The sequence below is a fragment of the Streptomyces sp. NPDC041200 genome (assembly GCF_055591805.1).
This window is the reverse complement of the sequence record NZ_JBVIZF010000004.1, coordinates 58,700-84,539: the sequence shown is the minus strand read 5'-3', so window position 1 is coordinate 84,539 and position 25,840 is coordinate 58,700. Positions and strand designations below refer to the sequence as shown.

Here is a 25,840-nt window from a genome sequence, read left to right as displayed (position 1 = left end):
AATGCGCGCCAGATTCGAGTCACCTCAAACTACGGATACCAGACTCCTGCAGGGCGCGGATGCACTCAAAGAAGGCAGGGAATACGTCATTCTTGAGATTTTCGCACCTCATGGCAAGAGCGCCCTATTCCGGGTCGAGCACACTGAAGGAGAAGGGCCCGCCCTTTTCGACAGCAGGCTGTTCACCGTGATTTCCTCCATCCTGCCACCCACGTGGCGCTACGTTCAGTTCGATACTGGATCGTTCGCCTTGCGCCCTGAGCCGTGGAGTCAGCAAGGTTTCTGGGAATCATATTTCGATCACGAGCCTCAAGCGCTTGAGGTTTTCGAAGCAGAGAAGCGAAAGATCCTGGCATCTTCCTAGCGGAGCTACGCAACAGCCGGGTCGGCCCTGGCCTAGCCCCCAGGGCGCGTACACGAGTACGGGCGGCGCGTTCGCTCTGTAGTCCTATCCCGATCCCCTGGACCTGGACATCGTGCATACCGACTATCTCGACGGTGCTCTGAATCTGGATGAGGATGCGACCGTGGAAAAGTACTGGAGGGCGTTGGACGGTCTGCGGGCGGCAGCACTATCGTCGCGGCAGTCCATGGAGCTGATCTCGTCGGTCGTGCGAGACCTTGAGCATGAGTGAAGAGGTACGCGCGTGATACGTCACGGTCTGCCGGAGAGCCGATGGCACAAGTCGTCGTACAGCGCCGATGGGGGCCCGACTTGTGTCGAGACACAGTGCACGGACGATGACTTGACGGCAGTGGGCGATAGCAGAGATCGCAGCCGTGGCGCCTTGAGCTGGGGATCCTTTATCGACGCAGTCAAACGCGGTCGCTTCGGCGCGCCATAGCCCTCCCCTCGACCACCTGACAGCAACTCCACGCGTATGCCACTGCGCCTCCTGCGCACGGCATCGGAATGAATTCGTCCTTTCAGGATCTTGCGCAGGGCCAAGCAAACGTAGGAGCGCATACCCCCGCTACACCGAGTCGGCGCGTCTACGCTGCCGCCATGACTGCCGACCACACCCCCGAACCCGTCCTGATCCTCTGGGACGTGGACCAGACGTTGGTCACTATCAAGGGTGGGGTGAGCCGCAGCCTCTACGAGCGGGCCTTCGAGAAGGTGACAGGCAAGCGGCTCGGGGAGCTGGCTGACATGGCAGGGCGCACCGAGCAGGCCATCATGGTGGAGACGCTGCGTCTCAACGGGATCGATGAGCCGGACGCGCTGTTCGGCGAGTTCTACGCCGCGCTGACGGCGGCAGCCGAAGAGCTGGAGGGGCGGATGCGCGAGGTCGGGGTGGTGTTGCCCGGTGCTCGGGAGGCCATCGCCTCGTGTGCGGCTCGCCGTGCCGTGCAATCGGCAGTTACCGGCAATCTTCGCCCCGTCGCCATCACCAAGCTGGCCGCGCTCGGTCTGGGTGAGGGGCTCGACTTCGAGGTCGGCGGTTACGGCGATGACGGCAGCGATCGGGCCGACCTCGTGCGGCGGGCCCGCAAGCGGGCGTCGGAGAAGTATGGGTACGGCTTCGACGGCAAACGGACCGTCGTCATCGGGGATACGCCGCACGATGTGCGCGGGGCCCTCGATGCCGAGGCTCTGGCCCTGGGAGTCGCCAGTGGGCGTAGCTCCGCCACGGAACTCCAGAGGGCCGGGGCGGACATTGTGTGGGGGAGCCTCGTCGAATTCAGCCCGGAAGCACTGGGGTTGGGGTAGCGGCCTCAGGCTTCCCCCAGCACCGCCCGGATCACGTGGCGGGCGTTGCGCGCCATCGCTGGGTTCGTGTTCCGGTGGTCCGGCAGGGCGATCAGGGCCTGGGAGAGGGTGCGGGCGCGGCCGCGGGTCCAGGTCGCGTCGTCTACGGCTAGTGCGTCGCGGAAGACCGCCCGCGCGTCGGGCGGCAGGAGGCCCCAGGCCGGGAACAGGTCGCAGGCCGGATCGCCCACCCCCATGCAGCCGAAGTCGATCACCGAGGTGAGCCGGCCCCCGGCGTCCACCAGGAGGTTGCCCGGCATCAGGTCGGCGTGCAGCCATACCGGCGGGCCGGGCCAGTCGGGGGTGCGCAGGGCGTCGTCCCATACGGCGAGGGCGGCGTCGCAGTCGACGCCCTCCTCCGGGATGGCGCGCAGTTGCTCGATCGCCGCCCGGGTCGCCGCGTCGAGCGTGGTGAGGGGGCCGCCGCGGTAGGCGTTCGGGGCGTCCGGCAGGGACACGTCGCGCATCGCGGTCACGAACTCGGCCAGGTCCTTGGCCAGCAGGACGGGCTCGTGCAGGGCGCCTTCCTCGGGGGTCTCCCCCGCCAGCCAGCCGTACACCGACCATGGCCAGGGAAAGCCCTCGGCGGGCTCTCCGGCGCCGAGCACCTCGGGGATTGTCACCGGGAGTTGGGGGGCGAGGCGCGGCAGCCAGTGCTGTTCCGTCGTGACGTCAGCGGCGCCGCCCGGGGCCAGGGGGAGCCGTACGGCCTTGGCGTCGCCCAGCCGGTACATGGCGTTGACGGTGCCGCCGGACGGGAACCGTTCGACGTCCAGCCCCGCCCATTGCGGGAATTGTCCGGCGATTAGCCGCCGTACGAGGGTGTCGTCGAAGCGGGGCACTGGGCTCATGGGGCACTATCCGACCGTTGGACGCCCACCGGGGCAACTGTTTTTCCGGGGCGCGGTTCCGGCGCGGGGGTCCGCAGGATGCCCGCCGCGCACGCGGCGATCACACAGAAGGCCACCGGCAGGAAGAAGGTGAGGTTCAGGGGCACGAGGTGGGTCAGGGGGCCGATGACGGCGGGGCCCGCGAGCATGCCGAGGTAGCCGAGGCCCGCGACGCGAGAGACGTTGGCGCCCGCGGTGGACTGGTCGGTGTGGCCCGCGGCGCTGAAGAGCTGGGGGACGCAGCCGGAGAGCCCGGCGCCGAACACCGTCCAGCCGAGCAGCGCCAGCGGGATCCAGGGCGAGAGCGCGGCCGCAGTCATGCCGAGGGCGGCCGCGGAGGCGCCGTAGCGGAGGATGGCCACCGGGCCGAACCGGGCGGCCACGCGGTCGGCGAGGAGGCGGCCGAGCGTCATGGCGGTGGCGAAGGCTCCGAAGGCGAGGGCGGCGGTGGCGGCGGGCGCGTCCAGGACGTTGCGCAGATGGAGCACGCTCCAGTCGTTGGCCACGCCTTCGCACAGCATGATCATCAACGCCAGCGTGGCCAGCGCCCAGATGCGGCGGGGTGTCCTGTGCCGGGTCTTCGTGGCAGGAGCATCGGCGCCCGGCGCGGCGGCGGGCCGCAGCAGGGCGGGGGACGCTGCCGCGGCGACGGCGAGACCGAGGACGGCCGTCGCGGCGAGGGTCGCCGCGGGGCTCCAGCCCCAGGCGAGCGTACGGGCCCCGACGAGCGAGGCGAGGACGCCGCCGAGGGAGTACGTGGCGTGGAAGGCGGACATCACCGGCCGCCCGTAGCCGCGTTCGACCTGGACGGCGTGGGCGTTCATGCTGACGTCCAGGCAGCCGTTGCCCACGCCGAGGACCAGCAGGGCCGCGCCCAGCGTCCAGGCGTTCGTGGCCAGGCCCGGCAGGATCAGGGTGGCGCTGCACAGCGCCGCGCCGAACGGTACGACGACGCGGGCGCCGAAGCGGTCGGTGAGGGGGCCCGCGATCTGCATGGCCGCGAAGGCTCCGGCGCCGAGGAGGAGAAGGAGCCAGCCGAACACGGCGTGGCCGGTCCCCGCGCGGTGCTCGATGCCGGGGATGTGGACGATCCACATCCCCATGAGGAAGCCGTTCAGGGCGAAGTAGGCGAAGGTGGCCAGCCGGGCGGCCCGCAGTTCTCTCTCCATGCGCTGCATGTCTTGAACATAGCGAACACATATCTTGTTCGTAAGATTGCCTTTCGAGCATCGCACGTGTTCAATGCGCGGCATGACGGGCACAGATCGACTGAGGCAGATCACCGAGGCCGTACGCGGCGCGGGCCGCGCCGGAGTCGCCGAACTGGCCGCGCTCACCGGCGCTTCGGAGATGACCATCCGGCGCGACCTGGAGACGCTGGCCGCGCAGGGCGTCCTGGAGCGCTACCGGGGCGGGGCGAGGAGCCTGCTGCTGCGCGGCGAGGAACCGCCGTTCGCACTGCGCGCCCACGAGGGGCTGGACGCCAAGCGGCGCATCGCCGCGGAGGTCGCCGGGCTGATCGCCGACGGGGAGTCCGTCGTCCTCGACAGTGGCACCACATGCCTGGAGGTGGCCCGGGTGCTGGAGCACCGTCGGCTGACCGTAATGCCTCTGTCCCTGCACGCGGTGAACGCGCTCACCGGCGCCCCGCAGGTGACGCTGCTGGTGCCCGGCGGGCGGCCCCGGCAGGGCGAGTTGGCGCTGACCGGTCCGCTGACCCAGGCGTCGCTGGCCGCGCTTCGCTTCGACACCGCGGTCATCGGCTGCTGCGGACTGACCGCCGCGGACGGGCTGACCGCTTACGACATGGACGACGCCGCCGTGAAACGCGCCGCCATCGCCTCGTCCCGCCGCGTGATCGCCGTCGCGGAGGCCGCCAAACTCACCCGCACCGCCCTAGCGTTCGTCACCGCCGCCTCCGGCCTCGACGCGGTCGTAACGGACGACACAGCGGGGAATGAGGAGACCGACCGGCTGACCGCGGCCGGTTTGGCCGTACAGAGGGCGTGACCAGGCACAACACGCGGGCGGATCCGGGGCATATGCCAGGCGGGACGGCGGGCAACACCCGTGCGGGAGATGCGTTGTTCCTCACATACCGCAGGTAACAGCCCAGTTGAGAGGTTTAGGCCACAGCGGTTGTCAGTGGCTGCCCCTACTCTATTGGTCATGCGTCCGACTCCTACTCCCCAGAGCCCTGCCTTAGTGACCACCTCCACCGACCAGGCCAACGAGGCGATCCGCGTGTTCCTGCGGGCCCGGGCCGGGCGGGCTCTGCGGCCTGCCGAGCGGGCGGAGTACGGGCGGCTCCTCGGGGTGTACACGCGGGCGCTGCGCGGTGAGATGGAGCAGGCGGCCTGAGAAGCAGACCGCCGACCACACCTGGGGGCGGGTCACGCCATGCGTGCAGCGGGGAGAGTCGTACTCGGTACGGCGTTAGCGGGATTCATCGGGGTTGCGGGGATCGGGGGGTACAACCTTTACACGGGGTTGACCGGCGGCAGCGGGCCGTCGGTTCCGGACGGCGCGGTGACGCCGTCCGACGTCAAGGACACGGCGCGGGAGTTCCTGGCCGCGTGGGCGGATCAGAACGACCTGAAGGCCGCCGCGTACACGAACGACGCCCAGAGCGCGACCAACGCGCTCAGCCGCTACCGCGAGGACGGCCGGGTGACGAAGCTGACGCTCACGGCGGGCGAGGCCCACAGCGCCACGGTGCCGTTCCGGGTCGAGGCGGAGATCGCCTATCGGGGGAAGGGCTCGACGTGGACGTACGACTCGGAGCTGACCGTCGTGCGCGGCCGGACGACGGGGAAGCCGCTGGTGGACTGGAAGCCCGCGGTCATCCATCCCAAGCTCGCGTCTGATGAAACGTTACAGACGGGCCTGGCGGACGATCAGCCGGTCCGGGTGCTGGACCGGAGCGGCAAGGAGCTGAAGCAGGGCAGCCATCCGTCCCTCGATCCGGTGCTGACCTCGCTGCGGGCGCGATACGGCGACAAGGCCGGTGGCGCGGCCCGGATCGAGGTGACGGTGGTCAAGGCCGACGGATCACCCGGCACGACGCTGCACGTGGTGGCAAAGGGCAAGCCCGGAAACCTGCGGACGACGCTGGATCAGCAGGTGCAGCGGCGCGCCGAGGCGGCCGTGAGCAAGCGGAGCGGAGCGTCCGTGGTGGCGCTCAAGCCCAGCACCGGGGAGATCCTCGCGGTGGCCAACTCGGACCGGGCCGAGTTCAACGCCGCGTTACAGGGGCAGACGGCGCCCGGCTCGACATTCAAGATCGTCACCGCCGCCGCCCTGCTGGAGTCGGGCAAGGTGACGCCCGCCCAGCGGGTGCCGTGCCCGAAGACGGCGGCGTACGCACAGGGCATGACGTTCCATAACGTCGAGGACAGCGAGAATCCGAGCGCCACCTTCGCGCAGGACTTCGCGGCCTCCTGCAACACCGCGTTCGTCTCGCTCGCGGGCTCCATACCCGACGACGGGGTGGCGGAGGAGGCGCGGGCGGTGTTCGGCATCGGGCTCGACTGGCGGGTCGGCGTCACGACGTTCGACGGCTCGGTGCCGACGGAGGGCGGGGACGCCAAGGCCGCGGCCGTCATCGGACAGGGCACGGTGCAGATGAATCCGCTCACGATGGCGTCGGTGGCGGCCACCGTGCGGACGGGCGTCTTCAAGCAGCCGGTGCTGGTGCCGCAGTCCCTGGACCAGCGTCCGGTCGCCACGGCCCAGCGCGGTCTGAGCCCGGCGGCCGTGCAGCAGCTGAAGGGCATGATGCGGCTGACGGCGACGAACGGCACCGCGGCAACGGCGATGGCCGGGCTCGGCGGCGACATCGGCGCCAAGACCGGCTCGGCCGAGATCGACGGCCAGGCGAAGACCAACGCGTGGTTCACCGCCTACCGGGACGACATGGCCGCGGCGGCCGCGGTCACGGAGGGCGGGCACGGGGGTGACGCCGCCGGACCCGTCGTACGGCAGGTGCTCGCACCCCGCTGACGCGCTCCGCCTGACACCAACCACCCCGCCGCCTCGCCCCGTTCACCCCGTCTCTCCTGCGTCTCCGCGTCCCCGACGCTTCGTACAAGGGTTGTGCGAAGGGGTTGTCTATGGTTCGGCGGACGCTCTAGCCTGGCGCGGCATCAGCCGAGAAAGCCAGCGAGCCACAGAGGGGATTCCGGCGTGAAGCGCACGTCCCGCGACATTCGCACCGCCAACCGCTACGGGGTGCTGCGCCACATCGTCGCCGAATCCCCGGTGTCCCGGCAGGAGGTGGCCGCCGCGACCGGGCTGAGCCTGGCCACGGTCGCCAACCTCGTCGGCGAGCTGCTGGAGCTGGGCATGCTGGTCGAGGTCGGCTACGAGGACTCCGACGGCGGCCGCCCGCGCGGGCTGGTCGCCGTCAACTCCTCCGGGGGCGCGCTGATCGGGGTGGACGTCGCGGAGACGTACATCCATGTCGAGCTGTTCGACCTCGCCCTGACCGTACTGGCCCGCGCCGACGAGGAGTTGCGCCCCGAGCGCCCGGAGGAGAACGACCCGGCGAAGGTGGTGGCGCACATCGCCGCCGCCGTGGCGTCCGTGGCCGGGCAGGCGGGGATCGCGCCCGACCGGCTGCTGGGCGTCGGCGTCAGCATGCCGGGGCAGGTGGACCGGGAGGGCGGGGTGTCGGTCTTCGCGCCCAACTGGGACTGGCACGACGTACCGCTGCTGCGGCTGCTGGCCGATCACATCCCCTACCCCCTCTACCTGGACAACCCGCTGCGCGCGTGCACCGTGGCCGAGCAGTGGTTCGGCGCGGCGCGCGGCCGGGGTGACGCGGTCGTGGTGAACCTCGGTACGGGCGTGGGCGCCGGGCTCGCGCTCGGCGGGACGCTGCACCGCGGGGTCAGCAACAGCGCGGGCGAGTGGGGCCACACCACGCTCATCCTGGACGGGCGGCAGTGCCACTGCGGCAACCGGGGCTGTGTGGAGACGTACGTCGGCGCGCCGGGCATCATGCGGAATCTGCGCGAACTGGCCCCGGACAGTCCGCTGCTGCGCGCCGACGACCAGACGGCGACCATCCAGGCCCTGGGACGGGGGCTGGCGGACGGGGACCCGGTGGCCGTGCGGGTGGTCCGCGAGACCGCCCGCTATCTCGGGGCGGGCCTCGCCGACCTGATCAACCTGCTCAACCCGGAAGTGATCGTGCTCAGCAGCTGGGTCGCGGCCGCGCTCGGCGAAGGGCTGCTGGCCGAGGTGCGCACGGCGGTGGCCGGGCGGGCGCTGGGCCGTCCGCTGGCGAGCACCGAGATCGTGCTGTGCCCGATCCCGTCGAACCCCGTGAGTCTCGGAGCGGCGACCTTCGTACTGGAGGGCCAGCTCGCGTCCGTGAGCCAGAAGCACCGCCGCGCGGCGACCACGAAGAAGCTCGGCCGGCTACTCGGCACACCGCTCAGCACACCTTCGTAAGGGGCCGCGGGAGCGCTCCCACTCCCCCTGTCGTTCGAACCCTCGAACCGCCCCAAAAGTCGCGCCACCCACTTCGTCCAACCCCTTGCCGAAGTCTTCGTCTATGGCTAACGTCCCGCTGCACCAACGCACTTGGCCGTGAACCGAGAACGTGAACCGAGACAAGGACGTCACATGTCGGCAATGAACAGAGCCAGGGATGCCAGGGATTGGGACCGCCGCGGCGTGCTGCGCGCCATCGGCGGGGTGGCCGCCCTGGGCGGGCTCGCCGCCTGCGGGTCGAACACCGGCCGCGCCGGCGGCGGCGGGAAGTCGATCAAGCAGATGTACCACGCCTACGGGGAGCAGGGCACCCAGCAGGCCGCCAAGAAGTTCGCCGACGCGTACTCCAAGGCGAAGGTCACCATCGAATGGGTGCCGGGCGAGTACGAATCCAAGCTGGCGACCTCCCTGCTGGGTTCGGGCCGCCCGGATGTCTTCGAGTACCACCCCGACCTGCAATTGGTGCGCTCGAAGCAGATCGTCCCGCTCGACGACATCATCGCCGACGTCAAGGATGACTTCCTGCCGGAGGACATCACGGCGAATTCCGTGGACGGAAAGATCTACGGAATCCGCATGATCGACGACCCGCAGTTCTTCTTCTACCGCAAGTCCCTCTTCGAGGACGCCGGGGTCAAGCCCCCGACCACCTTCGACGAACTGATCGATATCGCCCACAAGCTGACCAAGGGCAAGATCAAGGGCCTCTACATCGGCCAGAACCTGAAGACCATCAGCAAGCCGCTCGTCTGGTCCAACGGCACCCATTACCTCACCGAGGACCACAAGATCGCGTACCACACGGATGAGCTGGAGGAGACGCTCACCAAGGCGCGGGAGCTGTACAAGAGCAAGTCGCTGCTGCTGGGAGCCCCGACCGAGACCTGGGACCCGACCAGCTTCGTGCAGGGGCTGTGCGCGATCCAGTGGTGCGGGATATGGGCGATACCGGCGATCCAGAAGGCGTTCGGCGACGACTTCGGAATCTTCCCGTTCCCCAAGTCCGGGAAGAAGGGCCGCCCGGTGGTCTACAACGGCGGCTGGTCCACGTACGTGTCCGCCAAGGCCAAGGACGTCGACGGGGCCAAGGACTTCGTCAAGTGGCTGTGGATCGAGCAGAAGAAGTACCAGCAGGAATGGGCTCTGGACTACGGGTTCCACATTCCCGCGCGCAAGAGCATCGCCGCCGGGGCGGCCAAGCTCAAGGACGGGGTCGCGGCCGAGGCGGTCGAGCTGTTCAACAGCCACGGCATCTTCGACGACCCGTACTGGACCGAGGGCATGTTCAACATCGTGCTCGACGCGGTCGTCAACTCGGTGCGCGACAGCAAGAATCCCGCGTCCGAGCTCGACAAGGCCGATAAGAAGATCGAGCGCGAGCTGAAGAAGCTCGGTTAGGCCGCGGCCGGAAGACCACTGACATGGCGACCACCACACCCACCCAGAGCGCCGCCCCCGCGCGGCCCCGCAAGGGGGCACCCGCCGGGCGGCGGCCGCGCGGACTCGGCGGCAGCCGCGGCCGCGCCCTCAACTTCTGGCTGTTCACCGGCCCGTTCCTCATCGGGCTGATCATCTTCGTCTATGTACCGATCGGCTGGAGCCTCTGGCTGAGCCTGTACAACGCGAAGGGCACCGTCGCGCCCACCGAGTTCGTCGGCCTCGCCAACTACGCCGACATGCTCAGCGACGGCGACTTCGTGGACAGCCTCATCAACTTCACGATCTTCGCCGCGATCATCGTCCCGATCACCTACGCGCTCTCCCTCGCCCTCGCGCTGCTGGTCCACCGCATCCGCTTCATGAAGGCGTTCTTCCGCTCGGTGTTCTTCCTGCCGACCGCGTGCAGCTTCGTCGTGGCCTCGCTGGTCTGGAAGATGTCGATGTTCAACGGGCTGCACTACGGCATGGTCAACACCGTGCTCGGCTGGTTCGGCGTCGACTCCGTCGCCTGGCTCGCCTCACCCCATCCGCCCTGGTACTGGCTGGTGATCTGCACCGCCCGGCTGTGGCTCCAGTGCGGGTTCTACATGATCCTGTTCCTGGCCGCGCTGCAGAACATCCCGCGCGAGCTGTACGAGGCGGCGGCCGTCGACGGCGCCAAGTCCGGCTGGCAGACGTTCCGCCACATCACCCTGCCGCAGTTGCGCGCCACCTCGGTCGCGGTCGTCCTGCTGCTGCTCATCGCGGCGTACCAGGCGTTCGACGAGTTCTACAACATCCTGGACGAGGGCCGCGCCACCTGGGGCCGTCCGCCGCTGGTCGAGCTGTACCTCCAGGCGCTCGGCGCCAACCAGGACTACGGGCACGCCAGCGCGGGCGCCCTGATCCTCGCCCTGCTGATCGCCATGGTCACCCTGGTGCAGGGCAAGTTCCTCGGCCTCGGAAGGGGTGACGACAAGTGACCGCCACGGCACCGAGGCCCTTCGGGGACCAGGCCGGACCCTCCATGGTCAAACAGCGCACCGCGCGCTCCGTCATGAGCAGCACCGGGCTGTACGTCGCGCTCGGCGTCGCGACCGTGCTGTTCGTCATCCCCTTCTACCTGATCGTCCGCAACGCCCTGTCCACCGACGCGGACATCACCGGCGAGGACTGGGCGTTCTTCCCCAGCGATCTCCAGTGGGGGAACGTCAAGGAGCTGTTCGACGACCCGTCCGTCCCCTTCGCCCGGGCGCTGTGGAACTCCACCGTGGTGGCCGTGCTGCACACCCTCGGGACGCTGCTGGTGTGCTCGCTGGCCGGATACGGACTGGCCCGCATCCCGTACAAGCACGCCAACAAGGTGCTGTACACCGTCCTGTTCACCCTCATGGTCCCGGCGGCGGTGACCTTCGTACCGAGCTATGTCCTGGTCTCGTCCCTCGGCTGGGTCTCCTCGCTGCGCGGGCTGATCATCCCCGGGCTGTTCAGCGGCTTCACCGCGTTCCTCTTCCGCCAGTACTTCCTGGGCTTCCCCAAGGAGCTGGAGGAGGCGGCCCGGGTGGACGGGCTGGGCTACTGGGGCGCGTACTGGCGCATCGTGGTGCCCAACTCGCTCAACTTCTTCGCGGCGATCTCCGTCATCACGTTCATCAGCGGCTGGAACGCCTTCCTGTGGCCGCTGGTGATCGGCCAGGATCAGAACTCGTGGACCGTCCAGGTCGCGCTGTCCTCGTACATGACCGCACAGACGATCAACATCCACCTGATCTTCATGGCAACGGCCGTATCGATCCTGCCACTTGTGCTCGTCTTCGTGTTTCTGCAGCGCTGGCTCGTGCAGGGTGTGGCACAGACCGGTATCAAGGGCTGACCGAGGAGAACGATGAGCTCCACGCAGCACACACCGCCGCTTCCCTACTACGAGGACGTCTCCCCCGGCACCGGATGCCTGCCGCCGCGCGCCTGGGCCCCCGGCTCCGACGCCGCCCGGCTGAGCCTCTCCGGCACCTGGGCGTTCCGGCTGTCGCCGACCGCGGCGGCCGAGGACGAGTCCTTCGCCCGGCCGGGCTACGACGCCTCCGGCTGGGACGAGATCCCGGTGCCCGCGCACTGGGTGCTGCACGGCCACGGCGCGCCGATCTACACCAATGTGAACTATCCGTTCCCGGTGGATCCGCCGCGCGTGCCCACCGAGAACCCGACCGGTGACCATCTGCGCGTCTTCGACCTCCCGGGCGACTGGCCCTCGGACGGGGACGCGGGCGGGCAGGCGGTGCTGCGCTTCGAGGGCGTCGAGTCGTGCGCCCGGGTCTGGCTCAACGGGGAGGAGCTGGGCACCTTCAAGGGCAGCCGGCTGCCGCATGAGTTCGCGGTCGGAGGTCTGCTGAAGCCGACGGGGAACGTGCTGGCGGTGCGGGTGCACCAGTGGTCCTCCGGCAGCTATCTGGAGGACCAGGACCAGTGGTGGCTGCCGGGGATCTTCCGCGAGGTGACGCTGCTGCACCGCCCCGCGGGCGCCGTGGCGGACTTCTTCACGCACGCCTCGTACGACCACGTCAGCGGCGCGGGCACGCTGCGGGTCGACGCCGAGCCGGGCGGCGGCCGGGTCACCGTGCCCGAGCTGGGGCTCGACCTGGCCACCGGGGAGAGCGCCACGCTCCCCGTCGAACCGTGGACGGCGGAGACGCCGCGGCTGTACGAGGGCACCCTGACGACGGCGGGCGAGACCATCGCCTTGCGGATCGGCTTCCGTACGGTCCTGGTCGAGGACGGCGTGTTCAAGGTCAATGGCCAGCGGGTGCTGTTCCGGGGCGTCAACCGGCATGAGTTCCACCCGGAGACCGGCCGCGCGCTGGACCTGGCGACCATGCGCCGCGATCTGGAGCTGATGAAGCGGCACAACATCAACGCCGTGCGCACCAGTCACTATCCGCCGCACCCCGCCTTCCTCGACCTGTGCGACGAGCTGGGGCTGTGGGTCATCGACGAATGCGACCTGGAGACCCACGGCTTCGTCGACCTCGACTGGCGGAACAACCCGGTCGACGACGACCGCTGGACCCCCGCGCTGGTCGACCGGGCCGCCCGCATGGTCGAGCGCGACAAGAACCACCCGTCCATCGTGATGTGGTCGCTGGGCAACGAGTGCGGCACCGGGCGCGGGCTGTCCGCGATGGCCGACTGGATCCGGGAGCGCGACGGCTCCCGGGTGATCCACTACGAGGGCGATCTGTCCTGCGCCGACACCGGCGTCTACTCCCGGATGTACGCGCCGCACGAGGAGGTCGCGCGGATCGGCACCCGTGACGAGGCGCCGTGGGGCGATCCCGCACTCGACGCGCGGCGCCGGGAGCTGCCGTTCATCCAGTGCGAGTACGCGCACGCGATGGGCAACGGGCCGGGCGGACTCAGCGAGTACCAGCGGCTGTTCGAGGCGCATGAGCGGCTGCAGGGCGGGTTCGTCTGGGAGTGGATCGACCACGGCTTCGCCCAGCACACGGCGGGCGGCACGCCGTACTACGCGTACGGCGGGGACTTCGGCGAGGAGCTGCACGACGGCAACTTCGTCTGCGACGGCCTCCTCTTCCCCGACCGCACGCCGTCCCCGGGTCTGATCGAGTACAAGAAGGTCATCGAGCCGGTACGGATCGAGGGCGACGGGGCTTCGGGTACGGTCCGGATCACCAACGGCCACGACTTCACCGATCTGTCTCATCTCGCCTTCACCTGGGCGTACGAGGCCGAGGGCGTAGCGGTCGGCTCCGGCGAGCTGGCGGTGCCGCCGCTGGCCCCCGGCGAGTCCGCCGACCTCAAGCTGCCCGCGCCCCCGGACACCGCGCCGGGCGGCGAGACCCGCTGGACGGTCGAGGCGCGACTCGCCGGCGAGACGGCATGGGGCGAGGCGGGGCATGTGGTGGCCTGGGCCCAGCTGCCCGCCGTGCCTACCGCCCCCATGCCTGCCGCGCCCGTGCCCGCCGCGGTCGCGGCCACGGTCGCGCCGCGCCGTGGCGGGGACCGGATCGTCCTCGGCCCGGGCACCTTCGACGCCGCCACCGGCACCCTCGCCGACCTGGGCGGGCTCACGCTCACCGGCCCCCGGCTCGACCTCTGGCGCGCCCCCACCGACAACGACAACGGCGCGTACTGGCAGCCCGATGAGCGCTACGGGCTGATCTGGCGGCAGCTGGGCCTGCACCGGCTGCAGCACCGGGTCGACGCGGTGGACCTCACGGACCGGGAGCTGACCGTCCGTACCCGGGTCGCCCCGGCGGCGACCGACCTCGGGCTGAGCGCGGTCTACCGCTGGACGGCGGAGGGGGAGCGGCTGCGGCTGGCCGTCTCCGTCACCCCGCTCGGCGCGTGGCCCTGCCCGCTGCCCCGGCTGGGCGTGCGGCTCGGCGTACCGGCCGCGCTGGGCGCCGCGGAATGGTTCGGCGGCGGTCCCGGCGAGGCGTACCCGGACACCCGGGCGGCCTCCCGGCTGGGGCGCTGGGCGCTGTCGGTGGACGAGCTGCAGACGCCGTACGTGCGGCCGCAGGAGAACGGCGCGCGGGCGGATGTGCGCTGGGCACGGCTGACCGCGCCGGACGGTACGGGCCTGCGGATCGAGGGCCACCCGCCCTTCTGGTTCACGGCCCGCCGCTGGACCACGGAGCAGCTGGACGCGGCCGAGCACACCCCGGATCTGGTCGCGTCGCCCGACACGGTGTGGGTCAACCTCGACCACGGTCAGCAGGGCATCGGCAGTCAGTCCTGCGGGCCGGGGGTGCTGGAGCCGCACCGGCTGCTGGCGGCCCCGGCGGAGTTCTCGTTCACCTTCGGCCCGCTCGGCTGATCCGCGGCCCGGGCCGGGGTCAGGTGTCCAGCACCCGGTGCAGGAACTGCTGGGTACGGGCCTCGGCCGGGCTGCCGAAGACCCGCTCGGGGGTGCCCTGTTCGAGGACGACACCGCCGTCCATGAAGACCACGTGGTCGGCGGTGTCCCGGGCGAACCGCATCTCGTGGGTGACGACCACCATGGTCATGCCCTCGTCGGCCAGGGACCGCATGACGCCGGTGACCTCGCCGACGAGCTCGGGGTCGAGGGCGGAGGTGGGTTCGTCGAAGAACATGACGGCGGGGTCCATGGCGAGCGCGCGGGCGATCGCCACGCGCTGCTGCTGGCCGCCGGACAGCTGGGCCGGGTAGGCGTCCGCCTTGTCGGCGAGCCCGACCCGGGTCAGCGCCTCCCGGCCCCGCTCCTCGGCCTCCTTGCGGCCGGTCTTGCGCACCTTGAGCAGCGCGAGGGTCACATTGCCCAGCGCGGTGCGGTGCGGGAACAGGTTGAACTGCTGGAAGACCATGCCGACGTGGCCGAAGATCTCGGGCGCGCGCCTGCGGTCGTGCAGCGGGACTCCGTTGACCCAGACCTCTCCGCGGTCGGCGCGCTCCAGGTCGCACATGATCCGCAGCAGGGTGCTCTTGCCGGAGCCGCTGGCTCCGATGAGCACCACGACCTCACCGGCGCCGACCTCGATGTCGACGCCCTTGAGGACCTCCAGATCGCCGAAGCGCTTGTGCACGCCGGTCAGGGCGACCTGGGCGGTGGTGGCGGGGGGCCGCTCCATGGGGGACTTGGTGATCATCAGGCGGTCACGGCCTTTCTCTCCATGCGCCGGACGACGACCGACAGCGGGGAACAGATGACGAAGTACAGGACGGCGATGGTCAGGTACGCCATGCCCGGGTGACCGTCCCGGTCCACGATGGCCTGGCCCTCGCGGAGGAGTTCGGCGTAGCCGATGACGACGGCGATCGAGGTGTCCTTGACGAGCGAGAGGTACTGGCCCACCAGCGGCGGCAGCACGATGGCCCGGGTCTGGGGCAGGATGACCGTCCCGAAGGTCTGGACGCGGGTCAGGCCCAGGACCCGCGCCGCCTCCCACTGGCCGCGCGGTACGGCCTCGATGCCGGAGCGGAAGATCTCCGCGACATAGGCACCCTGGAAGAGGGTGAGCGCGAGGAGGGCGGCGCCGAAGACGGAGATGTTCCCGATGCCCAGGTAGGCGGCGCCGAAGTAGATGAAGAGCATCTGGACCAGCAGCGGAGTGCCCCGGAAGATCTCCAGGTAGCAGCGGGCGAGCTGGGCCAGGACCGGGACGCGGCTGGTACGGATGGCCGCGATGACCAGGCCGAGCAGGGTGCAGGCGGCGATGGCAGCGGCGGACAGCAGGGCGGTGGACCACAGCCCGGAGCCGTACAGATCGCGGTTGGACCACAGGACCGACCAGTCCATCACGCCTCCTTGCGGATCAGGACGAGGCGGCGGACCGCGGTCCGCAGGCCCGCCAGGACCGACTGGCGGGCGCGGATCGGGCGCAGCGGCGGTTTGAAGGCCGCGCGGCCGATCAGCTCGGCCACCAGCACGACCAGGTTGGTGAGCACCAGGTAGAGCACGGCGGCGATGCCGAAGACCTGGATGGTGAGCAGGTTGCGGGAGTTGATCACCATGGCGGTGCCGGTGAGTTCGGGGACCGAGATCGCCGACAGCAGCGACGAGCCCAGGATGATCTGGACGAGCTGGTTGATCACGGCCGGATAGACGTTGCGCAGCGCCTGCGGGAACACGACGTGCGCGAAGGTCCGGAAGGGGCTGAGGGCGAGCACGCGGGAGGCCTCGCGCTGGCCGCTCGGGACGGCCTGGATGCCCGCGCGGAAGATCTCGGTGAGGTACGCGCCGACGTTGACGCCGAGCGCCGCGATGCCCGCCTGGACGGGGCTGAGGCGCAGTCCGGCCGAGGGCAGGGCGAAGTAGGCGACGAACATCTGGAGCAGCACCGGGGTGTTGCGGATGACCTCGACGTAGAGGGCGGCCGGGGCGCGGACGAGGCGGTGGCGCGACCGGCGGGCGAGGGCGCCCAGCAGCCCGAGGGCGCAGGCGAGGACGAAGGCGGCGAGGGACAGCTTCAGGGACAGCCAGGCCGCGCCGAGGTAGGTGGGCCAGTCCTGGAGGGCGTACGTCCAGTCGGCGAACATGGGGTTCCTCCATGGGGGCGGCGGCGGGGGTGCCGCCGCCCGGCTGGGCTCAGTAGGACGGGTTGAGCGGGTACACGGGCTTGACGCCGAACCACTTCCGGTAGAGGTCCGCGCTCTGGCCGGAGGTGTTGAACTCCCGCAGCCAGGTGTTGACCCACTGCAGCCAGTCGGAGTCGCCCTGGCCCACGCCGATCGCGTTGTACTCCAGCGGGACGACGGAGTCCTTGGTGACCTTGAGGGAGGGGTCGAGCTTGGCCTGGTAGTTGAGGAAGTTGGAGTCCTCGACCATGGCGTCGGCCTGGCCCTGCTTGACCGCGAGCACGGCGGCCGCCGAGGTGTCGTACTCCTGGATCCGCGCCTTCGGGTTGCCCTCCTTGACGGCGGCGCCGTTGGTGGAGCCCTTGGTGACCGCCACCTTCTTGCCCGAGAGGTCCTTGAGGCTCGCGATGTCGCTGGACTTCTTCACCATCAGCACCTCACCGGCGACGATGTACGGATCGCTGAAGGCGACCTGCTTCGCGCGCTCGGCGGTGGTGGTGAAGTTGCAGATCACCGCGTCGACCTTGTGGGTGCGCAGATTGGGGATGCGGTTGGCGGAGGTGGTGTCGACGATCTTCGCCTTGACGCCCAGGGCCTTGGCCATGGCCTTGGCGACATCGACGTCGAAGCCCTGGGGCTTGTTGCCCTTGTCCGTCGACCCGAAGGGCGGGAACGTCAGACAGCTGGCCACCCGCAGGGTGCCGCTGCGGGTCACCTTCTGCAGGGTGGAATTCCGCGACTGGGAGGCCGGGCTCTGGCTGGAGGAGCAGGCGGCGAGCAGGGACGTGGCGGCGAGGGCGCTCACGGAGATCGCGGCCATTCTGCGGGCATGAGGGCGTCGTCGTCCCATGGTGGGACTCCCTTCGGGGGTGAAAAAGAGCGAGACAGATCATCGAGGCCGCGATCGTCGATGACCGTCGGGCTCTGGGGATTCTGCAATGCAGAATCAAATTCCGTATTGGGTGCGCACAAGCTAACCGAGCCGGTCAAGGCCGTCAATGGTGGATTTCGAATTCCGGTATCCGGTGCTGCTATGCAAAAACGGGGAGGTCGGCTACCTTCCCCGCATGACATCTCGGCCGGACACCGCCCACGGCGGCCAGGACGACCGGCCCGCCGGGTCCGGACCTGGTCGCAACACCTCGTCGTCGCTGCGCAGGGCGCTGTCCATCGTGATGTTCCTGGCCGAGGACCGAGGGCATCCGCGCGGGGCGACGCTCACCGATCTGGCCGAGGGTCTTGGTCTCAGCAAAAGCACGATCCTGCGGCTGCTGGCACCGCTGCGGGAGGTGCGGCTGGTGGACCAGGACGCCGAGAACGGGCGCTATCGACTGGGCCCGCAGAACGCCTTTCTCGGTCAAGTCTATTTGGAGCGGCTGGACTTCCGTGAAACCGCGGCCCCACATCTGCATGAACTCGTCGACGGCATAGGGGAAACGGTCCACTTGGTGATCTTCGATCCACCGGAGATCGTTTATATCGACAAGGTCGAAAGCCCCCAGCCGGTGCGCATGCATTCCCGCATCGGCAGCCGCCAGCCCGCGTATTGCACCGCCGTCGGCAAGGTGTTCCTCGCCTACGCCTCCCCCGCCGTGGTGGACCAGGTGATCGCGCGGGGCATGCCGTCCCGCACCCCGGCCACCATCACCACCGCCGGGTGGCTGCGCGCCGAGCTGGCCGCCGTGCGGGAGCGGGGGTACGCGATCGACGACGTGGAGAACGAGAAGGAGATCCGCTGCGTCGCCGCGCCGGTCTTCGACCACAGCGGGGCGGTCGCCACCGCGATCAGCGTCTCCGGTCCCGCCTCCCGCGTCACCCGGGACCGCGTCGCCGAGATCGGCGAGAGCCTCCTCGCCTCGACGAAGGCCCTCTCCGAACGCCTCGGCGGCACGCTCCCGCCCGCCCCCGCGCCGTAGCCGCTCGGCGGCGGCCGGCGCCGGTGCTCGGCTTCTGGCTGGAGCGGGTCAGCTTCGGCTGACCGGCGCCGGGATCGACGGGTCGACCCGGACCGCCTCCGCCGACAGGCGGGCGCGGTAGGCGGCGCCGTCCCACCAGGCGACGCGGACCTCATAGCCGTCGGCGGCGAGCGCCACGTCCACGCGGGCCAGCGTCTCCAGCGGCGGCGGGTCCGGTTCGGCCGTCAGCCGGGCCAGACAGACGAACAGGTCCCCGGCCGCGCCGCCGGTGGTCTCGCCGGTGAGGGCGGGGGCGACGGCGTGGCCGGTGAAGGCCGTGGCGGCTGCGGGCAGCGGATCGGCGGTGAGCAGGCCGTGCAGCGGCAGGAGTTCGGAGCGCGGGCCGTTGTCCGGGCTGTCGCTGTCCGGGCTGTCCACGGCCTCCGGGTCCTCCGGGGCCGCCCAGCCGGTCTGGCGTACGGCGTGGCCCGGGGCGGCCCCCGCCACCAGGTGGACGCGGACCTCCGCCGCGCCGTGCGCCAGCACCAGCCCGGTGATCCGGACCTCCTCCGGCCGCTCCTCCCCCACCACCCGGGCGCGGTGGCGGGAGGCGGCCCAGCCCTCCCCGGTGCCCAGGGGCTCCAGCTCGGCCCGCAGGGAGACCCGGTCGCCGCCGCCGCTCAGCAGGCCGAAGTGGTTGTCGGGCGCGGCGCCGTACGGGACGGGGCCGGTGACCGTGGAGTAGGCGAGCCGGGCGTAGTACGGGTCGTCCTGGTCGGGGTCGCCGGGCGGCGGTAGGTGTTCGCTGCCGTGGTTGTGGAGGCGCACCACACCGTCGGCCGTGGTGGACTGGAGCAGCCAGTTCGGGCCGGGCACCGCGCGGGTGAGGTCGCCGCCGGCGGTGGCGGGCCCCGGTTCCTCGCGGGCCGTCCACACCGCGTGGTCGTCCGGGAGCAGCAGCCCGAGGAAGCCCTTGGCGGCCCAGTAGGGGGACGCGGGGCCGGAGTAGGGCTGGGCCAGTTCCTCGTAGCGGCCGTGCCAGCCCGGTGACAGCAGCCCGCCCTCGGATGCCGCGCCCCGGTCGACGAAGTGGCGCAGGGCGCCGGAGGCGAGGCGGCGGGTGGTGCCCGGGGTGAGCGGGGTGTGCCCGGTGAGGGCGCCCAGCCACAGCGGGGCGGCGGCCGCGAAGCGGTAGATGAGCGAGCGGCCCTGGTGGAGCGGGGCGCCGTCGCCGCCGAAGAGGTGGGCGTAGTCGGCGAGGTGGGCGGCCAGCCGCTGCCCGTAGCGGGCGAGCCGCTCGGTGTCGCCGGACAGCCAGGCGTCGAGGGCCGGATAGAGGTGCAGGGCCCAGCCGTTGTAGTAGTCGAAGGCGCGGTTGGCGCCGTCGCTGTACCAGCCGTCGCCGGTGTACCAGGGCTCGATGCGCGTAAGGCCCCGGGCGACGGCGGCGCGGGCGGCCTCCGGTGCCACGTCCGCCTCGGCGAGGAAGCCGCCGACGGCCACCGGGAACAGCTCCCAGTTGGTGGGCACGGGGGTGGCGGTCAGCGCGTCCGTGAGCCAGGCGCCGACGCGCTGGCGTACGCCGTCGTCGAGGTGGTCCCACAGCCAGGGGCGGGTGAGCCGCAGCCCGAGCGCGATCGAGGCGGATTCGACCAGCGGCTGGCTGCGGTCGGCGATCCGGGGCCAGTCCTCGGGTCCGTCGCCGCCGGGCCGCCGGGTGCCGGTGGCGAACCCGGCCGCGTACCGCTCCAGCAGGCCGTGCGGATCGGCGCCGCGCGCGCCCGCGACGCGGAACGCGGCCAGCAGGAAGGTGCGGGCGAACCCCTCGAGCCCGTCGGAGCGGGCGCCGGACCAGCTCGGCCGGAGGCCCGGCAGCTGGTAGAGGGCCTGGCCGGGGGTGGCGTACGGGGTGACGGCGGCGAGCAGCCCGTCGGCGGCGGCCTCCCAGTGGGCCCGGGTCCACCCGGTGTACGGGCTGGTGGCGCGGTCCTCGGCGGGCAGCGGGAACGGGTGGGTGCCCTGGGTGTGCGTCACCGGATCACCCCGCCGGGGACGAGGCGCCGCTCGCGCAGCTCGCCGAGCACCAGCCGGGCGAACTCGGTGGCGCCGTGGGCGGACGTGTGGGTGTTGTCCCGGGCCTCGTTGTAGAGGTAGAGCGCCTTGGAGTCCTCCGGGCCGAGCCGTTCCACCAGCTGCCGGGTGAGGGCCGTGAGGTCGATGAGGGGGACGCGCCGCTCGGCGGCGAGGGCGCGCATCTCAGCGGGCAGGTTCACGCCGAGGCCGTTGACGTGCAGTGCGGTGCCGTTGTCGAGGGTGCCGTCGTCGTTGAACCAGCGGCGCACGATGGGCGTGACGAGCACGGGCTTGCCGCCGCGTGCCCGCACCCCGTCGAGCAGCGCGGTGAGGTTGGCGCGGTAGTCGGCGGCGGTCGTCTGCTTGTCGTTGTGGGCGAGCTGGATGAGGACGGTGTCGCCCTTGCGGATCAGCGGCCGCATGGTGGGGAAGAGCCGGGGGTCGGAGAGGAAGGAGCCGGAACCCTCTCCGGAGTCGGCGTAGTTGGCGACCGAGAGACCACCCCGGAAGAACTGCGGAAGCTGCTGCCCCCAGCCCGTGTACGGGGCGGCGATCTGGTCGCAGACGGTCGAGTCCCCGGCGAGGAAGAGCTGCGGGCGGCGGCTCGCGGTGACCTTCAGATCGGTGAGGCGGGGCGCGTCGCCGCCGAAGGTGAGGTCGAGCCCGGGTGATCCGCTCGGCCCGGTCGGCTCCCCTTCCGGCTCGCGCACATCGACGGTGAAGGTCACCTTCAGCCGCTGCCGGGCGGCGGTCGGTGTGGCGGGCAGCAGCGTGCGCCGCGACTCGGCGGTCACGGCGGTGCTGCCCGCCTCGGCGCCGCCGAGGACGGCCGTGACGTCGTACGTCCCCGGGGCGACGTCGAGGTGGCAGACGACGGGTGCGGTGCCGGTGCAGTCGCGGAGGGCGTGGCCGGGGTGGTGTCCGGACGTTCCGGCCCACGCCGGGGCGCAGGGCAGCAGGGCGAGGCAGGCGGTGGCGGCCAGCAGTCCGGTACCGGCGCGTCTCATGTCAGGCTCCTCAGCTCGGCGCGTGCGGTGTGGCGGGGCGGGGCGTAGGGTCGGGCGGCCCGACCCTACGCCGCTCGGCAAGCGCTTGCTAGAGGGCTCACAAGGTTTGCGGGGGCGGCGCAACGCACCGTCCCCGCAAGTGTTTTCAGATCTACGCCGCCCGGCGGCGGAGCGCGTCGAGCGCGCGGTCCGCGTGCACTCCCATCCGGAACTCACTCTTGACGATGTCCAGCACCCGGCGGTCGGTGTCGATCACGAAGGTGACCCGCTTCGTCGGTACGGCCGCGATACCGCGCTTCACTCCGAACCGCTCCCGCACCGTCCCCTCCGGATCCGACAGCAGCGGATAGCCGAAGGAGTACGCGCGGGCGAACTCCGCCTGCTTTTCGACCACATCCGCGCTCACCCCGACCGGCTGGGCGCCCAGCTCCTTGAACTCCGCCGCGATGTCGCGGAAATGGCACGCCTGTTTCGTGCAGCCGGGCGTGAAGGCCGCCGGATAGAAGAACAGCACGACCGGGCCGTCCGCGAGCAGCCCGCTCAGGGTACGGGTGGCGCCGCTCTCGTCCGGAAGTTCGAAGTCCTCGACCACATCACCGATGTCCATGAGGATCAAGCTATACGGCCGGACCGCCGCCCGGTGGGGCGATGCCCCCGGCGGTCCGGCTCACCGTGCGCCGGTTACGCGGGGGCGTCACCGAAGTCGGGTATGTCCAGGCGGGTGCCGCCCTGGAGCGCGGACCGGTGGGCGATGATGCCCGGCAGGGTGTAGCGGGCCGCGACCCACGCGTTCACCGTGGGGAGGGTGCGGGTGGTGACGGCGGTGACGAAGTCGTCGACGAGGAAGTGGTGGCTCCCCTCGTGCCCGTTGGGCAGCTCGGCGAACTCCTTCGGCAGCCGCGACCGGTCGTGCACGGGCGCGCTGCCCGAGGTGAAGGCGTCCCGCAGGGCGGGGGCGACCTCGGCGAGCGACGGATCGTCGGCGGACAGGGTCGGCGCGGGCTGGAGGTGCTCGGAGACGTCCTGGACGCCCTTCTTGTCCTGCCAGAAGCTGACGGTGGCGAGCTGTTCGAGACTGCCCTCGGTGCCAAAGAAGCGGAATCGCGACTCACGGATGTGCGAGGGGTAGCCGACCCGCCGGAACTCGTTGATCCGGAACGACCCGCCCCCGGCGGCCTCGAAGAGCGCGGTCGCGTTGGAGAAGTCGTTGTCGAACTGGCTGACCTCCTTGTCGAAGACGCCGTCCCCCCGCTCGTCCCGGACGCCTATCGCGGACACGCTCACCGCGTGCGTCTGCCAGGCGCCCAGCACCCCGCCGACCGAGTGGGTGGGGTAGTGCAGCGGCGGATAGCTCGCGGTGGACTTCCAGTCCGCGCCGCCGCTGTACTGGTACGCCTCGTAGAAGCCGAGGTCCATGTCGTGGACGTAGTCGCCCTCGGCGTAGAAGAGCCGCCCGAAACCGCCCTCGGTGATCTTCTGCCGGGCGTAGACGGTGGCCGGGTTGTACTGGCTGGTCTCGCCCATCATGTAGGTCAGCCCGGTCTCCCGGACGGCGTCGATGATGGCGGCGATCTCCACCTCGCTGACCGCCATCGGCACGGCGGAGTACACATGCTTCCCGGCGTGCAGGGCCTGGACGACGAGGGGGCCGTGGGTCCAGCGCTGGGTGAACAGCGCGATGGCGTCCACGTCGGATTCCAGCATGGCCTCGAACGTGGGGTGGGTCCCGGCCAGCCCGTACTGGGAGACCAGCCGGTCCGCGCGCTCGGGCAGCAGATCGGTGACGGTGACGTCGCCGACGCCCGGGTGGGCCTGGAAGAGCTTGGCGAACTGGCCGGCAAACTGCCCGGCGCCGACGATGCCAAGGGTGAACGGCATGGAGGGCCCTTTCATCGGTCAAAGAGTCACTGGTCGAAGAGGAAGTTGATCTGCTTATTGGTGCGGTCGAGCACACCGGAGACGGACGCCCCGTTGGCGTAGATGTCCTGCATCGCGGGGCCCATCAGAGCCTTGATGTCGGCGGCGTAGTCGGTGATGGGGAAGGGGAAGGTGGTGCGGTCGGCGACCGGCTTGGTGAAGGCCGTGGTGTCGATGCCGTCCTTCTCATAGGCGGCCGCGGCCGCTGCCGTGCCCGCCTTGGTCGCGGGGAAGACGATGCCGTGTTCACCCACCGTCTTCTGGCACTCGTTCGAGGCGAGATAGGCCACCCACTTCTCGGCGCCCTTCTTGTTCTTCGCGTGCTTGCTGATGGAGTCGGCGAGGCCGTTCATCATGGTGGCGCGGTGGCCGGACGGACCGATAGGAGTCGGGGCGGTGCCGACGTCGATGCCCTTCAGCCCCGCGAAGGTGGAGATCATCCAGGAGCCGTGCATCGCGATGGCCGCCTTGCCCGAACCGAGCTGCACCTCGGGGCCGTTGGACTCGGAGAAGTCCGTGAAGGGTGCGAGGTATCCCTTCTTCGCGAGCCCGAAGTACCAGCTGATGGCATCCTTGAAGGCGGGCTGGTCGTAGTTGTAGTGATCGCCCCACTGCCGCTTGTTGGTGTAACTCCAGCCCGCCGAGCCGGCGAAGGCGCTCCATTGGGTCTGGCCGTCGGACTCGCCCGCGTCATTCGTGGCAAGGCCGTACGTGCGCACGTGGTGCTTGTCGAAACCCGGCTCGTCCCCCCGGACCCCGTTACGGTCGACGGTGAGATGGGCGACGGTCTTCTCGAACGAGCCGCCGTCCCGGGGGTTCCAGGCCAGGGAGTTGAGATCCTTGGCGGAGACCCCGGCGGCCTTGGCCATCTTCTTGTTGTAGAAGAGGGCGACGGTGTCCCAGTCCTTCGGAGCGCCGTAGCGGTGGCCGTCCTGGCCGACCCAGGAGGCACCGAGCCCGGGCTGGTAGTCGGCGTTCTTGATACCCTTGGTGGCGGGCAGCTCGTCGAGCGGGGCCAGCACGCCGAGGTCGGCGAACTGGGCGAACTTGGAGACGTGGTCGGTGAAGACATCGGGCGCGGTTCCCGCGATGAATCCGGCGGTGAGCTTGGTCCAGTAGTCGTCCCAGCCCACCTGGGTGATATTGACGGTCAGCCCGGGGTTCTTCTTCTCGAAGTCCTTCGCGCACGCCTGGTAGGCGGGCAGCTGGTTGGCGTCCCAGAGCCAGTAACTGACGGTCCGCTGCGCGGAGACCGAGGACCCCTGCGATCCACAGCCCGCCACGAAGGTGAGCGCGGCGGCTCCGCCGAGCGCGACCGCCGTACGGAGGGCGCGGGGTGCGCGGTGGGTTCGTGCCGTTGACATCGCTGCGCCTCCTACTTGATTCCGGTGAAGCCGACGGAGTTGATGATGCGCCGGGCGAACGCGGCGAACAGCAGGAGCATCGGGAGCGCGGCGACCAGCGTCGCCGACATCAGCCCGGCCCAGTCCACCCCGGACTGCGGCGACTGGGCGCGGAAGATGCTCAGCGCGACGGTGAGCACCCGGGAGCTGTCGCTGTACGACACCATGAGCGGCCAGAAGTAGTCGTTCCAGGACGTCATATAGGTGAGCACGGCGAGCGTCGCGATCGGCGCGCCCGCCATTGGCAGGATGAGCCGGAAGAAGACCCGCACCTTGCCCGCCCCGTCCAGCAGCGCGGCCTCCTCGATCTCCGCGGGGATGTTCATGAAGAACTGCCGGAGGAAGAAGACGGCGAACGGCGTCATGAACATCGTGGGCAGCGCGATGCCCAGCAGGTTGTCGACCAGGCCCAGCTCCTTGATGAGGACGAAGTTCGGGAGCAGGGTGAAGACGGCGGGCACCATGAGCCCGGCGAGCACCAGCCCGAACACGGTTTCCCGGCCGCGCCATTTCAGGCGTGCGAAGGCGTAGGCGGCCATGGCCGAGAACAGGACCTGGCAGACGGTGATCACGGTCGAGACGAGCACCGAGTTGAGCAGATAGCGAAAGAAGTGGAGGCTGCCGCCCGAGCCGCCCTCGGCGAGGGCTTCCTTGGTGCTCTGGAGGCCGAAGACCCGGGCGAAGCCGCCCAGGCTGACGTCGGCGGGCAGCAGGGAGGAGGGGTGAGCTGCGAGGGCGGCATTGCTGGACAGCGCGGTCCGCAGGATCCAGTAGAAGGGGAAGAGCGTCACCACCATGATCCCGCCCATGAGGACCCAGGCGAGGACGCGGCCGGGCGAGGGCCTGCGCCGCACGCGCACCGCGGGCCGGGTGGTGGCCGGGCTGGGGGCACCGAGTTTCGTGGATGTCGCCAAGGCCATGACGGGCC

At 70.4% G+C, this 25,840-nt stretch carries 25 protein-coding genes; 13 read left to right on the top strand and 12 right to left on the bottom strand.

Annotated elements, in window-relative coordinates; translation table 11 throughout:
- The first annotated feature begins 1 nt into the window (after position 1).
- The 4 genes from ACZ6CL_RS13955 to ACZ6CL_RS13940 all read left to right on the top strand — a co-directional run bounded on the left by ACZ6CL_RS13955 (position 2) and on the right by ACZ6CL_RS13940 (position 1,714).
- Positions 2-364 (top strand): hypothetical protein, encoded by a 363-nt coding sequence (locus ACZ6CL_RS13955; protein WP_468935465.1) that lies wholly within the window; start codon positions 2-4, stop codon positions 362-364.
- Between the two features lie 97 nt (positions 365-461).
- Entirely contained in the window at positions 462-635 is a 174-nt protein-coding gene (locus tag ACZ6CL_RS13950) for a Scr1 family TA system antitoxin-like transcriptional regulator (protein WP_468936035.1), read from the top strand.
- Positions 636-647: 12 nt separating this feature from the next.
- Positions 648-845 (top strand): DUF397 domain-containing protein, encoded by a 198-nt coding sequence (locus ACZ6CL_RS13945; RefSeq protein WP_468935463.1) that lies wholly within the window; start codon positions 648-650, stop codon positions 843-845.
- Between the two features lie 161 nt (positions 846-1,006).
- The gene (locus ACZ6CL_RS13940) at positions 1,007-1,714 is read left to right on the top strand and encodes a haloacid dehalogenase-like hydrolase (RefSeq protein ID WP_468935461.1); all 708 of its coding nucleotides are present in this window, start codon (positions 1,007-1,009) and stop codon (positions 1,712-1,714) included.
- A gap of 5 nt (positions 1,715-1,719) precedes the next feature.
- Here ACZ6CL_RS13940 and ACZ6CL_RS13935 read toward each other — a convergent pair whose 3' ends face one another.
- A complete protein-coding gene (locus ACZ6CL_RS13935) occupies positions 1,720-2,604 on the bottom strand; it encodes an aminoglycoside phosphotransferase family protein (RefSeq protein WP_468935459.1) in 885 nt (294 codons plus the stop codon).
- Positions 2,601-3,812, bottom strand: coding sequence for an MFS transporter (locus ACZ6CL_RS13930; RefSeq protein ID WP_468936033.1), 1,212 nt, complete (start codon positions 3,810-3,812; stop codon positions 2,601-2,603). Before ACZ6CL_RS13930 ends, ACZ6CL_RS13935 begins: the two co-directional genes overlap by 4 nt.
- Positions 3,813-3,894: 82 nt before the next feature.
- Between ACZ6CL_RS13930 and ACZ6CL_RS13925 the strand changes: the two genes are divergently transcribed.
- The 8 genes from ACZ6CL_RS13925 (at position 3,895) to ACZ6CL_RS13890 (ending at position 14,398) form a co-directional block, all read left to right on the top strand.
- Positions 3,895-4,653, top strand: coding sequence for a DeoR/GlpR family DNA-binding transcription regulator (locus tag ACZ6CL_RS13925; RefSeq protein WP_468935455.1), 759 nt, complete (start codon positions 3,895-3,897; stop codon positions 4,651-4,653).
- A 195-nt stretch (positions 4,654-4,848) separates the two neighbouring features.
- Positions 4,849-5,004 carry a hypothetical protein gene (locus ACZ6CL_RS13920; protein ID WP_246096865.1) on the top strand — a complete coding sequence of 52 codons (156 nt, stop codon included), beginning with the start codon at positions 4,849-4,851 and terminating at the stop codon, positions 5,002-5,004.
- A 39-nt stretch (positions 5,005-5,043) separates the two neighbouring features.
- Positions 5,044-6,645, top strand: a complete 1,602-nt coding sequence (locus ACZ6CL_RS13915; protein WP_468935452.1) for a penicillin-binding transpeptidase domain-containing protein — start codon at positions 5,044-5,046, stop codon at positions 6,643-6,645.
- Between the two features lie 183 nt (positions 6,646-6,828).
- On the top strand, positions 6,829-8,100 hold the full coding sequence (locus ACZ6CL_RS13910) for an ROK family protein (protein WP_468935449.1): 1,272 nt from the start codon (positions 6,829-6,831) through the stop codon (positions 8,098-8,100).
- A 183-nt stretch (positions 8,101-8,283) separates the two neighbouring features.
- Positions 8,284-9,540 carry an ABC transporter substrate-binding protein gene (locus tag ACZ6CL_RS13905; protein ID WP_468935446.1) on the top strand — a complete coding sequence of 419 codons (1,257 nt, stop codon included), beginning with the start codon at positions 8,284-8,286 and terminating at the stop codon, positions 9,538-9,540.
- A 23-nt stretch (positions 9,541-9,563) separates the two neighbouring features.
- On the top strand, positions 9,564-10,544 hold the full coding sequence (locus ACZ6CL_RS13900; RefSeq protein WP_468935443.1) for a carbohydrate ABC transporter permease: 981 nt from the start codon (positions 9,564-9,566) through the stop codon (positions 10,542-10,544).
- On the top strand, positions 10,541-11,434 hold the full coding sequence (locus ACZ6CL_RS13895; RefSeq protein ID WP_468935440.1) for a carbohydrate ABC transporter permease: 894 nt from the start codon (positions 10,541-10,543) through the stop codon (positions 11,432-11,434). The genes ACZ6CL_RS13900 and ACZ6CL_RS13895 overlap by 4 nt, the downstream gene beginning before the upstream one ends.
- A gap of 12 nt (positions 11,435-11,446) precedes the next feature.
- On the top strand, positions 11,447-14,398 hold the full coding sequence (locus ACZ6CL_RS13890; RefSeq protein WP_468935437.1) for a glycoside hydrolase family 2 TIM barrel-domain containing protein: 2,952 nt from the start codon (positions 11,447-11,449) through the stop codon (positions 14,396-14,398).
- 19 nt (positions 14,399-14,417) lie between these two features.
- On the opposite strand, the gene ACZ6CL_RS13885 is transcribed toward ACZ6CL_RS13890, so the two are convergent.
- Genes ACZ6CL_RS13885 through ACZ6CL_RS13870 form a run of 4 tightly spaced genes read right to left on the bottom strand, consistent with a single transcriptional unit; the run spans position 14,418 to position 17,437 of the window.
- Positions 14,418-15,188 carry an amino acid ABC transporter ATP-binding protein gene (locus ACZ6CL_RS13885; protein WP_468935435.1) on the bottom strand — a complete coding sequence of 257 codons (771 nt, stop codon included), beginning with the start codon at positions 15,186-15,188 and terminating at the stop codon, positions 14,418-14,420.
- A complete protein-coding gene (locus ACZ6CL_RS13880) occupies positions 15,188-15,838 on the bottom strand; it encodes an amino acid ABC transporter permease (RefSeq protein WP_468935432.1) in 651 nt (216 codons plus the stop codon). Before ACZ6CL_RS13880 ends, ACZ6CL_RS13885 begins: the two co-directional genes overlap by 1 nt.
- Entirely contained in the window at positions 15,838-16,578 is a 741-nt protein-coding gene (locus ACZ6CL_RS13875) for an amino acid ABC transporter permease (protein WP_468935404.1), read from the bottom strand. The genes ACZ6CL_RS13880 and ACZ6CL_RS13875 overlap by 1 nt, the downstream gene beginning before the upstream one ends.
- A gap of 49 nt (positions 16,579-16,627) precedes the next feature.
- Positions 16,628-17,437, bottom strand: a complete 810-nt coding sequence (locus ACZ6CL_RS13870) for an ABC transporter substrate-binding protein (protein ID WP_468935401.1) — start codon at positions 17,435-17,437, stop codon at positions 16,628-16,630.
- A 247-nt stretch (positions 17,438-17,684) separates the two neighbouring features.
- Here ACZ6CL_RS13870 and ACZ6CL_RS13865 point away from each other — a divergent pair, with 247 nt between their 5' ends.
- A complete protein-coding gene (locus ACZ6CL_RS13865; protein ID WP_468935399.1) occupies positions 17,685-18,533 on the top strand; it encodes an IclR family transcriptional regulator in 849 nt (282 codons plus the stop codon).
- Positions 18,534-18,581: 48 nt separating this feature from the next.
- Here ACZ6CL_RS13865 and ACZ6CL_RS13860 read toward each other — a convergent pair whose 3' ends face one another.
- The 6 genes from ACZ6CL_RS13860 to ACZ6CL_RS13835 form a co-directional block, all read right to left on the bottom strand.
- Positions 18,582-20,546 (bottom strand): DUF2264 domain-containing protein, encoded by a 1,965-nt coding sequence (locus ACZ6CL_RS13860; protein ID WP_468935397.1) that lies wholly within the window; start codon positions 20,544-20,546, stop codon positions 18,582-18,584.
- Positions 20,543-21,592 (bottom strand): rhamnogalacturonan acetylesterase, encoded by a 1,050-nt coding sequence (locus ACZ6CL_RS13855; protein ID WP_468935395.1) that lies wholly within the window; start codon positions 21,590-21,592, stop codon positions 20,543-20,545. Before ACZ6CL_RS13855 ends, ACZ6CL_RS13860 begins: the two co-directional genes overlap by 4 nt.
- A gap of 151 nt (positions 21,593-21,743) precedes the next feature.
- Entirely contained in the window at positions 21,744-22,199 is a 456-nt protein-coding gene (locus tag ACZ6CL_RS13850; protein ID WP_468935392.1) for a peroxiredoxin, read from the bottom strand.
- A 74-nt stretch (positions 22,200-22,273) separates the two neighbouring features.
- Positions 22,274-23,470, bottom strand: coding sequence for a Gfo/Idh/MocA family protein (locus tag ACZ6CL_RS13845; protein WP_468935389.1), 1,197 nt, complete (start codon positions 23,468-23,470; stop codon positions 22,274-22,276).
- Between the two features lie 26 nt (positions 23,471-23,496).
- Positions 23,497-24,873, bottom strand: coding sequence for an ABC transporter substrate-binding protein (locus ACZ6CL_RS13840; protein ID WP_468935388.1), 1,377 nt, complete (start codon positions 24,871-24,873; stop codon positions 23,497-23,499).
- A gap of 11 nt (positions 24,874-24,884) precedes the next feature.
- Positions 24,885-25,832, bottom strand: a complete 948-nt coding sequence (locus ACZ6CL_RS13835) for a carbohydrate ABC transporter permease (RefSeq protein ID WP_468935386.1) — start codon at positions 25,830-25,832, stop codon at positions 24,885-24,887.
- Positions 25,833-25,840 lie beyond the last annotated feature (8 nt).

Coding starts and splice junctions, on each gene's coding strand:
- ACZ6CL_RS13855 (WP_468935395.1), bottom strand. CDS start 21,592: ATGAGACGCGCCGGTACCGGACTGCTGGCCGCCACCGCCTGCCTCGCC.
- ACZ6CL_RS13865 (WP_468935399.1), top strand. CDS start 17,685: ATGACATCTCGGCCGGACACCGCCCACGGCGGCCAGGACGACCGGCCC.
- ACZ6CL_RS13940 (WP_468935461.1), top strand. CDS start 1,007: ATGACTGCCGACCACACCCCCGAACCCGTCCTGATCCTCTGGGACGTG.
- ACZ6CL_RS13880 (WP_468935432.1), bottom strand. CDS start 15,838: ATGGACTGGTCGGTCCTGTGGTCCAACCGCGATCTGTACGGCTCCGGG.
- ACZ6CL_RS13925 (WP_468935455.1), top strand. CDS start 3,895: ATGACGGGCACAGATCGACTGAGGCAGATCACCGAGGCCGTACGCGGC.
- ACZ6CL_RS13955 (WP_468935465.1), top strand. CDS start 2: ATGCGCGCCAGATTCGAGTCACCTCAAACTACGGATACCAGACTCCTG.
- ACZ6CL_RS13875 (WP_468935404.1), bottom strand. CDS start 16,578: ATGTTCGCCGACTGGACGTACGCCCTCCAGGACTGGCCCACCTACCTC.
- ACZ6CL_RS13870 (WP_468935401.1), bottom strand. CDS start 17,437: ATGGCCGCGATCTCCGTGAGCGCCCTCGCCGCCACGTCCCTGCTCGCC.
- ACZ6CL_RS13915 (WP_468935452.1), top strand. CDS start 5,044: ATGCGTGCAGCGGGGAGAGTCGTACTCGGTACGGCGTTAGCGGGATTC.
- ACZ6CL_RS13935 (WP_468935459.1), bottom strand. CDS start 2,604: ATGAGCCCAGTGCCCCGCTTCGACGACACCCTCGTACGGCGGCTAATC.
- ACZ6CL_RS13885 (WP_468935435.1), bottom strand. CDS start 15,188: ATGATCACCAAGTCCCCCATGGAGCGGCCCCCCGCCACCACCGCCCAG.
- ACZ6CL_RS13835 (WP_468935386.1), bottom strand. CDS start 25,832: ATGGCCTTGGCGACATCCACGAAACTCGGTGCCCCCAGCCCGGCCACC.
- ACZ6CL_RS13905 (WP_468935446.1), top strand. CDS start 8,284: ATGAACAGAGCCAGGGATGCCAGGGATTGGGACCGCCGCGGCGTGCTG.
- ACZ6CL_RS13900 (WP_468935443.1), top strand. CDS start 9,564: ATGGCGACCACCACACCCACCCAGAGCGCCGCCCCCGCGCGGCCCCGC.
- ACZ6CL_RS13840 (WP_468935388.1), bottom strand. CDS start 24,873: ATGTCAACGGCACGAACCCACCGCGCACCCCGCGCCCTCCGTACGGCG.
- ACZ6CL_RS13930 (WP_468936033.1), bottom strand. CDS start 3,812: ATGGAGAGAGAACTGCGGGCCGCCCGGCTGGCCACCTTCGCCTACTTC.
- ACZ6CL_RS13850 (WP_468935392.1), bottom strand. CDS start 22,199: ATGGACATCGGTGATGTGGTCGAGGACTTCGAACTTCCGGACGAGAGC.
- ACZ6CL_RS13890 (WP_468935437.1), top strand. CDS start 11,447: ATGAGCTCCACGCAGCACACACCGCCGCTTCCCTACTACGAGGACGTC.
- ACZ6CL_RS13845 (WP_468935389.1), bottom strand. CDS start 23,470: ATGCCGTTCACCCTTGGCATCGTCGGCGCCGGGCAGTTTGCCGGCCAG.